11 protein-coding genes are annotated in these 9363 nt (G+C 60.0%); 2 read left to right on the plus strand and 9 right to left on the minus strand.

Going from position 1 to position 9363, the window contains the following annotated elements:
- The 5 genes from AB0P14_RS01450 to AB0P14_RS01470 are packed head-to-tail and all read right to left on the minus strand — an operon-like array spanning nt 1 to nt 3051.
- A complete protein-coding gene (locus AB0P14_RS01450; protein WP_363836790.1) occupies nt 1-579 on the minus strand; it encodes a hypothetical protein in 579 nt (192 codons plus the stop codon).
- Nucleotides 576-1313 (minus strand): hypothetical protein, encoded by a 738-nt coding sequence (locus tag AB0P14_RS01455; RefSeq protein WP_363836792.1) that lies wholly within the window; start codon nt 1311-1313, stop codon nt 576-578. Before AB0P14_RS01455 ends, AB0P14_RS01450 begins: the two co-directional genes overlap by 4 nt.
- On the minus strand, nt 1310-1909 hold the full coding sequence (locus tag AB0P14_RS01460) for a signal peptidase I (RefSeq protein WP_363836794.1): 600 nt from the start codon (nt 1907-1909) through the stop codon (nt 1310-1312). The genes AB0P14_RS01455 and AB0P14_RS01460 overlap by 4 nt, the downstream gene beginning before the upstream one ends.
- Nucleotides 1906-2484, minus strand: a complete 579-nt coding sequence (locus AB0P14_RS01465) for a hypothetical protein (protein WP_363836796.1) — start codon at nt 2482-2484, stop codon at nt 1906-1908. The genes AB0P14_RS01460 and AB0P14_RS01465 overlap by 4 nt, the downstream gene beginning before the upstream one ends.
- Before the next feature lie 21 nt (nt 2485-2505).
- Nucleotides 2506-3051: an alternate-type signal peptide domain-containing protein gene (locus AB0P14_RS01470; RefSeq protein ID WP_363836798.1), complete on the minus strand. Its 546-nt coding sequence runs from the start codon at nt 3049-3051 to the stop codon at nt 2506-2508.
- A gap of 345 nt (nt 3052-3396) precedes the next feature.
- Here AB0P14_RS01470 and nhaA point away from each other — a divergent pair, with 345 nt between their 5' ends.
- Complete coding sequence (gene nhaA, locus AB0P14_RS01475) at nt 3397-4710, plus strand: Na+/H+ antiporter NhaA (RefSeq protein ID WP_363836800.1); 1314 nt, start codon at nt 3397-3399, stop codon at nt 4708-4710.
- Between the two features lie 22 nt (nt 4711-4732).
- Nucleotides 4733-5185 (plus strand): VanZ family protein, encoded by a 453-nt coding sequence (locus AB0P14_RS01480; RefSeq protein WP_363836802.1) that lies wholly within the window; start codon nt 4733-4735, stop codon nt 5183-5185.
- 14 nt (nt 5186-5199) lie between these two features.
- Here AB0P14_RS01480 and sufU read toward each other — a convergent pair whose 3' ends face one another.
- The 4 genes from sufU to AB0P14_RS01500 form a co-directional block, all read right to left on the minus strand.
- A complete protein-coding gene (gene sufU / locus AB0P14_RS01485) occupies nt 5200-5661 on the minus strand; it encodes a Fe-S cluster assembly sulfur transfer protein SufU (protein WP_363836804.1) in 462 nt (153 codons plus the stop codon).
- Nucleotides 5658-6974 (minus strand): cysteine desulfurase, encoded by a 1317-nt coding sequence (locus AB0P14_RS01490; protein WP_363836806.1) that lies wholly within the window; start codon nt 6972-6974, stop codon nt 5658-5660. The genes sufU and AB0P14_RS01490 overlap by 4 nt, the downstream gene beginning before the upstream one ends.
- A gap of 84 nt (nt 6975-7058) precedes the next feature.
- Nucleotides 7059-7688 carry an NUDIX hydrolase gene (locus tag AB0P14_RS01495; protein WP_363836808.1) on the minus strand — a complete coding sequence of 210 codons (630 nt, stop codon included), beginning with the start codon at nt 7686-7688 and terminating at the stop codon, nt 7059-7061.
- The gene (locus AB0P14_RS01500; protein ID WP_363836810.1) at nt 7681-9030 is read right to left on the minus strand and encodes a hypothetical protein; all 1350 of its coding nucleotides are present in this window, start codon (nt 9028-9030) and stop codon (nt 7681-7683) included. The genes AB0P14_RS01495 and AB0P14_RS01500 overlap by 8 nt, the downstream gene beginning before the upstream one ends.
- Nucleotides 9031-9363: the final 333 nt, after the last annotated feature.

Here is a 9363-nt window from a genome sequence, read left to right on the forward strand (position 1 = left end):
TCAGGACGACACCCCCACGGTTGCCGTGAACCTCAGGGTGATGGTGGTCGACTTTCCCTGGAGCGTGGTGGGTGCATTGGTGAGCAGTGAATATTCCTCACACAGTGTCTGCGCTTCGCCAGCTGCTAACGACGCCTGAGTAGTCGGCTCATCAAATTCCGAGCCTGCATCCTTCTGCAAGAGCACACCCTCTTCACAACTGGCACCGTTGGCAATTTGCACAGCCATGGCCGCACCCCAGCCCTCACCGTTTTCGTCCGCAATCGCCCCGGAGACCTTGTACCGTGCCGCCAATGTTCCAGTATTTTTTACCGTGATCATGGTGGTCTTGCTCAAACCGGGATACCAGTTCGTCCCCATATCGAACGTATAGCGTTCCTCTACTGTCGGCCCCGTGGCACCCACCCCGATAGCGACCGTGCCAGCACCAATCGTGGACGTTGCGGTGGCTCCCCCGGTCCAGGAAGCCAAAGTAGACACTGCCCCAAAACCGGCCAGGAGCCCCAATGACAGCAGCGCCTTCACCTGATTGCCGCTACGGGCCCCTCTCACGGCATCCGTACTCCGCCGGGTCTTCATGATCCACTGCTTTCAAATGATCCAGTTCCTTCATGAACGGCGGTCACGGGGTGGCGGTTGCGCCGGCGGGCACCGGCGTACGCACCCACCCCGGCGAGGATTGCGGCAACGGACAGCGGCCAGATCCCAGTCATGCCACCCGTATGACCGAGTTCTACATGCTGTGTCGCAGCTTCCGGTGAGGATGCAGCTTCACTGATGTTGACCTGCAAATTGACCGGCCAAGCCTGACCCTGGCTGGTATTGCCCGCTGTTTCCGGCAACGTCAGCCGGACGAGTACGGTTCCGCTGGCGCCCGGGTCCAAAGTCACAACGGTGGACGGCTCCACCTCAACAGGCGCCTGTCCCACTGGGACGGAAACATGTTGCTCCGCAGCGCCTGGTCCGCCGGCGGTAAGGACGGGCGCGCCAACCACGACGTCCACGGCGACGTCGTAGTCGTTGCGCACCCACAGTTTTTCCTCGACGCTTTCACCCGGCACGAGCTTGGGGGTGTTTTCAAAGATTGCGGGAACAGTCTGTGAAAAGCCCACACCGTCAGCGCTGTAGGCAAGCCGGACCGCTGAGCTGCCCCTGTCCGGAGACAGCCCGGCAGGCGCCCCCTGAGCCACTTCGGAGGGTGGATCCGCCAGCGCAAAGGCGGGTGCCGCCGTCGTACTTAAGACTGCAACGACTACAACAGCCAAGACAGCCCTGCGTCCCGTTCCATGATGCTGAGCGATGAGTAAGGTCATGATTTCGGGTTCCTTCCGAGTCGATCACGCAGGGCGCTGGCGGCCATAAATGCGGAGTAACCCAGCAGCCCTGCCACCGCGGCGATGGTCAGCCACTGACGTTGCGAGCCGCTCAGCGCCGAATTGAGGTAACCCAGCAGAGGCGCCTTGTACCAAAGACTGCCCCGGATCTGCTCAGCCTGAATGGGCGGGTCGTTGGCCGTGTTGGCGTCCCCGCGGGCCGTGAGCCTCAGTTCTCCGTCAAGTGTGTGCCCCACACCCACCACACGGTGGGTCACGACGGCGGGTTCACCCGACTTCAGTTGATACGTGATGACATCGCCGGTGCGCAGCGTGGTCGGGTCCACGGGTCGCACCACGGCTAGGCTGCCCGGCGGCATGCCCGGCTCCATGGACCCGGTTAACACCGTGTAGGCAGTGGCCCCGCCGATCCGCGGAATGACAATCATGACGGCGGCAATGGCAAGGATTGTGAGCAGCAGAAACCATGATGCGATTTGTCCGAACCACCACAAGGGGCCGGTCTTCTCCACGCGTTCAGCTCTGCGGCCCTTCGCCGGCTTTGTTTCGAGGGGTTGCTCAACGCCGGTGCTCACAGCTGGTCACCTCGCCAGCCCAGTTGCAGTTCGATGGAGCCACCAGCCGCTATCGGTTCCACTTTCTCCGGCAACGCGACACGCACACACAGTGTTTCTGTAGCGTCTGGCGCCAGTTCTCTGCCTTGAGCAAATGCTGCACCAGCCGACAATGACCCTTGGTACAGCTCCACCCCAGCACTTGGGGAATCCGCCGTACAAACCGCAGCTTCCGCTGTGCCATGGATGGATAGGACGACGGCGCCAGCCAGTTCCGTATCCGCCGCACTTGGCGCTGTGGTCACCGAGTGCGCCCCAGCCAGGGTGTAAGTCAACGCTGTGGTTCCGGTGTTGCTAATGGTCAGAGGTGCCTGGACGAATCCTCCCGGCGCCAGGACAGAAGTGTTGAGGGAAGAAAACCCAAAGTTTTGTTCGTTTGTGACACCGTCACCCGCAGCTAGGGACAAAGTCCCCGTCGTGATGGCGCCCGGTTCTAGCTGCGCCTCGGCACGCCAAAGCGCGGCCGTGCCTTGGGCGCTGGCAAACAGCACCACAAACACGGCCGCAGCAAGGGCGGTGACGAGGATCTTGCGCATGTAGGACTAAGGCGTCGTCGGTTAGCGGACCTGGTTCAACGTCAAGGTCAGAGCACCGAGATCAACGGCGGTGTTCATGGTACCCACGGCAGAGTCTGAGAAAGTCACCGTCACCGTCACCGGAACGGTGTATTCAGCTGCCGCGCCGAAAGTAATCACGCCGGTATCCTCGTCCTGCGACACGCCAGCGTCCGAATCATCCACGGCAAGAGCAACTGTCACCTCGGCAGGAAGAACTGTCCCACCAGTCAGACCGGTTTCGCTGAGCAACGCTTTCAAGTTCTTGCCGGATGCACCGATAATCACATTCTGCTTGAACGTGAGGACGTCACCGGGAACCATTCGGTCCGTGAGGGGATTAAATGCAGCGCTTTCTGGCTCCACCCCCTCGCTCGTCTCGGTCCAGACTCCCTCTGCGGCGTCAGTTGTCATTGTCAGATGACCCGTTGTGACCGTCCCCGCGTTGACGTTTGCGTCAGCGTTCCACAATGCCAAGGTCCCGACTCCCCCAAGAAGCAATGCACCTGCGGCTCCAGCAGCTACAGCTGCCTTCATAACTTTTTTCATGAAGAGTTCCTATTCGAAAAGAATCATGCCCCCATTAGGCAGTCCTTTCTTCCAAACCCATAAGCGACACGAAGACCAACTTCGAAACGGCTAAACTTTCGACCCCAATCAGCTAAGTTCTCTGGCCAATGGGCTAGTGATCATTCACCTAGGGCACCACGGTCCGCTCAACAATCATGTTGTTATGGGTACCGTCGGATACCACCCAGCAAAGCTGTAAACTAGTGATCAGGTGCGCCGGGAAGTCTGGTCGGCAATGCCATTGCTAACCCCAAAAGCCCGCGCAGTTTGTCGCAGTATGTATTGCGTCGGCGCTTTTGCACCACCGAAAGGGCCATCCAGCCCATGAGCTCCAACTCAACACCCCGCATTTTTGGTCGCGGAAGCTACCCCGAATTTGTGCGCATCAACAATATTCTCCGCTCCGAAACCGTGGGCGGTGCTCTGCTTCTAGCGGCAACGGTGATCGCCCTCGTCTGGGCAAACTCACCCATCGCGGAAAGCTACTTCAACCTCCGCGACTTCAAGATCGGCCCCGAGGCCCTCCATCTCAACCTGAGTCTGGGCGGCTGGGCCTCTGACGGCCTTCTGGCCATCTTCTTCTTCGTTGCCGGTCTGGAACTCAAACGTGAATTTGTGGCAGGCGATCTGCGCAATCCGGCGCGGGCAATCGTCCCCATCACCGCAGCGGTGGGTGGTGTGATTATCCCGGCGCTTTTCTTTGTAGCCGTCAACTGGACTGCTGGCCCGGAAGTCCTCAAAGGCTGGGCCATTCCCACAGCCACTGATATAGCCTTCGCCTTGGCTGTTCTGGCCGTGATCAGCACCCATCTACCAACCGCATTGCGCACCTTCCTACTGACACTTGCCGTCGTTGACGATCTCATCGCCATCGCTATCATCGCCGTCTTCTACCCCGGCGAGATGAACTTTGGGTTCCTAGCTTTGGCAATCCTGCCCTTGCTCGCGTTCACCTGGCTGGTTCAGAAACGGATCAGGTCCTGGTATCTGCTGATCCCCTTGGCGTTTGCCACCTGGGCTTTGATTCACGCGTCGGGCGTCCACGCCACGGTCGCAGGCGTACTCCTCGGTTTCACTGTCCCTGTGATCCGCTCAGCAAAGCGGGGAGGGCCCGATGCTGGTCCGGGAATGGCCGAACACTTTGAACACCTCATGCGTCCCATTTCTGCCGGTCTTGCAGTGCCCCTCTTTGCTTTCTTCTCCGCTGGTGTTGCTTTGGGTGGGATCGCCGGGCTGAAGTCTGCGTTCACAGATACCGTGGCAGTGGGCATTGTCGTGGCCTTGATTTTCGGCAAGTTCATAGGAGTTCTTGGCGCTACCTGGCTCGTTACCAAGACCACCAAGGCCAAGCTCGCTGACGGGCTGGCTTGGATCGATGTTGTGGGGCTTGCACTCCTGGCGGGTGTCGGCTTCACAGTCTCCTTGCTGATCAGCGAACTCAGCTTTGGTGACGACAGCCCGCACTACAGCCACGCAAAGGTCGCCATTCTGGCTGGCTCCTTGACCGCGGCACTGTTGGCCACTGTGGTGCTTCGCTTGAGGAATAAGCACTACAGGAAGCTGGCCGTCATCGAGAATCGCGATGACGATGGTGACGGTATCCCTGATGTCTACCAACAGGGCACAGACGAGCAGTAGTTTCCCGTTTAGACTGACCGTTGTGAGAACCACCAGCCACAAGATCGCCGTCGTTCTGGCAATCGTCTACTTTGCCACACTGGTGGCCATCTTGTTTTGGCCGTCACCAGTGGACAGACCTATTGACGGCGCCCTCAACCACGTCATCATGTGGCTACACAGTCACGGCTTACCCCAGTGGTTCATCGGCTACCGGCAGATTGAATTTGCGGCCAACATCGCGCTGTTTATTCCCTTCGGGATCATGCTGACACTGCGCCTGCATCGTCCATGGTGGTGGCTCTCAGTAATCATTGCTGCGGCAGTTTCCGGCGCGGTCGAACTGGCTCAAGGCATTTTCTTGCCCCAACGGTTTCCGGCGTGGAGCGACATCGTCGCCAACACCTTCGGAGCATTCATAGGGGCCATACTGGTGCTGTTCATCTGGGCACTGCGCCGGCGTCAAATCCTGCACAACGCCCGAGTCATACGCTAAGGGAATGTGCCTAGCTAGCGCGTCTGGTTCATCGCATCCTCGGCAGCAACCCAGGCGAGCATGGCGCACTTAACCCTTGCCGGGAACTTCGACACCCCAGACAACGCTGCAGCATCGCCTAGGATCTCCTCGTCCGCCACAACCTTTCCGCGAGAACGCATGACCTCACGGAAATTCTCAATCAGCGCGGCCACCTCGGCACGGTTCAGACCCACCACCATATCGCTGAGGATGGAGGCCGACGCCATCGAAATAGAGCACCCATCCCCCGCCCAGTGAATGCCGGAGACCTCATTCCCTTCTGTCTCAATCCGCAGCGTGATCTCATCCCCACACACCGGATTCAGCTGGTGACACTGGCCCACATTGGCCGGCAAATGCTGCCCGTCCAACTGATCGTTACGCAGGTCACCGCCGCGCCGGGTCTTGGACTCTTCCAAAATGATCTGCTGATACAGCGAATCCAACGCGCTCACAATGACGCACCTTCCACGCCAAAGTAGCTACGCACCCCGGCCACCGCAGCCAAGAACGCATCAACTTCGGCAGTCGTGTTGTACAAATAGGTGCTCGCCCGAGTGGAAGAGTTCAAGCCCAAGCGGCGGTGCAGCGGCTGGGCGCAATGGTGACCCACGCGAACGGCGATGCCGGCAGCGTCAAGGAACTGTCCGACGTCGTGCGCGTGCACGCCAGCCACCTCAAAGGCGGCCAGGCCAGCCCGCGGAATGCCCGACGCCGGACCCAAGACTCTGATGCCTTCGATCCCTTCCAGCCCCCTCACCAAACGCTGGCCAAGTTCGGCTTCCCACGCATGGATCCGGTCCATGCCCGTCTCGCTCAGGTAATTGCAGGCGGCAGCGAGGGCCGCAGCCTGCGAGATGGGCTGGGTGCCAGCCTCAAAACGCTGAGGAGCTGGCAAGTAACCGGCCTCTTCCATGGTGACGGTGGTGATCATGGAGCCGCCGGTCAGGAACGGCGGCATGGCGTCCAGCAGCGCGGCGCGGCCGTACACACCACCAATGCCGGTGGGGGCCAGCATCTTGTGGCCGGAGAACACGGCAAAGTCAACGTCCAGTGCCTTGACGTCAAGGGGTAGGTGCGGGGCCGATTGGCAGGCGTCCAGAACCACCAGCGCGCCAACGGTGTGCGCCAAGTTCACCAGTTCGGCCACCGGGTTGATGACACCGGTGACGTTGGAAACATGGGTGAAGGCCAGGACCTTGGTGCGCTCGGTGATGAGCGCCGCGGCGGCGTCCATGTCCAGGGTGCCGTCGTCGTGAATGGGAATGAAGCGCAAGGTGGCGCCCGTGCGGCGGCACAACTCCTGCCAGGGAATCAGGTTGGCGTGGTGTTCCATCTCGGTGACCAGCACCTCATCCCCTGCGGTGAGGGCGAACTGCTTGGCGTGCTCCGAGACCTTGCCGATGCTGGCGTTGCCGAAGGAGTAGGCGATCAGGTTCAGGCCAGCTGTGGCGTTGGCCGTCCAGACCAGCTCGTTGCTCTTTGCCCCGATGAATGCGGCAACCGTCTCCCGAGCGTCTTCAAAAACATCCGTGGCTGCCACGGCCAAGGTGTGGGCTCCGCGGTGCACGGCCGAGTTGCGCTGCTCGTAGTATTCCTGCTCCGCTTCCATGACACTGAGCGGGTTTTGCGAGGTGGCACCCGAGTCCAGATAGACCAGCGGCTTGCCGTTGACTTCCTGCTCCAGGATGGGGAAGTCATTGCGGATGCGCAAAACTTCCGTATCCGTCAACGGAAGGGCATGGCCATGATCGGCTTTTCCAGTCACCAGTTGTGCGCTCCTTGGCAATAGTGCAGCGGGCCGGCTATCGGCCCACGCTAGACGAAAGACAATACGTCACGTCCAGCTCACCTAATTGTCGCATCTATCGGTGTTGGGGGCATCAAAGGCGGGGCTTACCCCGATTGGTTCCTCAGGGCGTTCGGCCGGCTTTGCACACCACAGCGAATAGGCGGCCAGGCTGATTCCGTCGCACATTCGCCCCGTGTTGATTTCTGCTGTTAGTTCCTTTGCGCTCAACCAGTGGTGAGAGTCGGTTTCCCCGTCCACGGCTTGGGTTGAATCCTGCGTGGCAGCCTCCACCGCCACAACGGCAATCCGGTTTCCCAGCAGGCCGCTGTCCGCCCAGACGTGGCCCAGGAACCTGGCCGAGAGGCTGATTATGCCGGTCTCTTCTGCAAGCTCTCGTGAACCGTTCGCACAGCTTTGCTCCTCGGCGCTCAGACGTGGATCGGGAGGAGCCCCAAATCCGCGGGGGAATTCAAGCAGTGTGGTTCCGGTGACGGGGCGGTAGTGCTCCACCATGAGAAACTTGCCTCCGAGCGTGGCAACGACAACCACCCCCGCGTTTCCGCCGTCGGCCTGGACTATGTGCTGCAGCCATTGGCGGCCGTTGTGGTCAACATTTTGCGTCAGGACTTTGAGCTCTGGAGTGCCGTGCGAGCTCCAGACTTCCTCCCGCTGGGGTTTAGACTCAGGCATTGTGTGCTCCGGCGTAATTAATAAAGGCTTTCATTTTCTTTCCCCGCATGGCGTGCAGTTCCCTGAATTCAGCTATTGGGGTGGCCAAAATAACCACCACGGCAAGGCTGACCACGGCGGCCCAACCGGCGGTGGCGGAGATGAAGATGCTGGCCAAGCCGCCGAGGATGGCCGCTCCGAGGATGAGCGCGGCCTGCCGGATCAGTGAACTACGAGCCTCCACCAAGTCAATGGGCTCATTGAACTTGGTAATGGCGTAGGCCAAGCCATTGGAGTGCTCTTGACTGGCATGGCGGTGCCACCTGTCTCTGGCTTTGCGTGAGGCATGCCTGGCTGACGCATACACGGTGGGAGGCATGGCGCTGAGCACGCCCAACAGTTCACCTTCAAACTGAATGGGTTTATGCCCTCCTCCCCCACCAGATTCCTGGACGGCAGCTTCCGCCTGGTCTGCCGTGAGCCGGAGCCAGCTGCAGCCATGCTGCTTGGCCATGGCATCGAAGTACAAGCTGTTCCACCATTCCCAAAGCTGCTCCACGTTGCGTGTTGATAGCGGGATAGCTGGATCATTGAGGTGGGCCATGACTGTGCTCCGCCCGTTGTGGGCTTTCAACACGTCCAGGGATTCGTTCAGCGCTGCATCGTCCTGGCTCAATAGCCGAATTTCGTCGGGTACCGGCCTTTTGGTCCGCGCCCAATCCATATCAAATATTGCTCCGGACCACGGCTGCACGTCAAAGAATTTGTCCTCTGCAGCCTTGAACCAAGCGTCCCACTGCCGTGCCAACTCCGCGAACACCCCAGTGGGTTCCACAACCTCGCTGTTGCCATGCAATGCACCCTGGAGTTCTGCGGCAACCACTGTGGCAATGTCTGCAACGTCGCAGTCTGCGAGCCGCTTCTTGTCGCGGGTTGGGAGCACTTCCGCTATCTTTGCGGCATCCTCACCGATCGCGGACAAGGTGGAGGAGTCAAACTTTGCCAATGTTGTGGCGTCAGGGTCCCGTCCCAACAACATCTTGCGTAGGCATTCGGCCAGATTCCCATCCCGGCCCAGCACCACAATTCCGGGCAGCTCCGCGGGGCTGCGTGCCATAAGCTTCCGTACGCCCACGGGTCCGTGGTGTAAAAACAGGGCCCCGTCCAACAATTGCGAATCCGTCACCAGAATTTCAACCGCTAACACGTCGGCGACCCGCAACAGGCCGGAAAATTCTTCCGTGAGGTTTTTAGCGTCAGCCCTTGGAGGCGATGCGCCAAGGCCGTGCCGGTGCCACATCTGCCGTTGCTGGATACTGTCAAACTCAAAGACCAACGATCTCTGACCGGGGATTTCAGGCATGCAGCGTTCCTCAAAGACGGCTGTGGAGTCCACATTGCCTGCCCTGTAATTACTGCCCGGGGCAGGCTGCGGCTATTTCCCGAAACTCTACCGGTAGTGGCGCCGGATAGTTTTTGCACACGCTGAAGAAGCCGCCTCCACGCGTGAATCTAAGCAGGACTTGTCCAGAATGAGGGCAAGGCTGGAGGCCCCGTTCTAAGAGCGGGGCCTCCAGCCTTGCAGAGATTCTTTAGGTTAGGGTGTTGCTGGGGCCAGCACCACCGTCCCCATGACGGCGTTCGGGGAGGAACTGTTCGCCGTTGCGGTCAACCCTCCAGCGGTGGACCCGGAAAG

This window comes from Specibacter sp. NPDC078709 (assembly GCF_040686795.1).
GTDB lineage: Bacteria > Actinomycetota > Actinomycetes > Actinomycetales > Micrococcaceae > Specibacter.

Bases quoted from the DNA above. Each gene is read 5' to 3' on its own strand.
- AB0P14_RS01450 (WP_363836790.1), bottom strand. From the start codon at position 579: ATGAAGACCCGGCGGAGTACGGATGCCGTGAGAGGGGCCCGTAGCGGC.
- AB0P14_RS01455 (WP_363836792.1), bottom strand. From the start codon at position 1,313: ATGACCTTACTCATCGCTCAGCATCATGGAACGGGACGCAGGGCTGTC.
- AB0P14_RS01465 (WP_363836796.1), bottom strand. From the start codon at position 2,484: ATGCGCAAGATCCTCGTCACCGCCCTTGCTGCGGCCGTGTTTGTGGTG.
- AB0P14_RS01470 (WP_363836798.1), bottom strand. From the start codon at position 3,051: ATGAAAAAAGTTATGAAGGCAGCTGTAGCTGCTGGAGCCGCAGGTGCA.
- nhaA (WP_363836800.1), top strand. From the start codon at position 3,397: ATGAGCTCCAACTCAACACCCCGCATTTTTGGTCGCGGAAGCTACCCC.
- AB0P14_RS01495 (WP_363836808.1), bottom strand. From the start codon at position 7,688: ATGCCTGAGTCTAAACCCCAGCGGGAGGAAGTCTGGAGCTCGCACGGC.
- AB0P14_RS01500 (WP_363836810.1), bottom strand. From the start codon at position 9,030: ATGCCTGAAATCCCCGGTCAGAGATCGTTGGTCTTTGAGTTTGACAGT.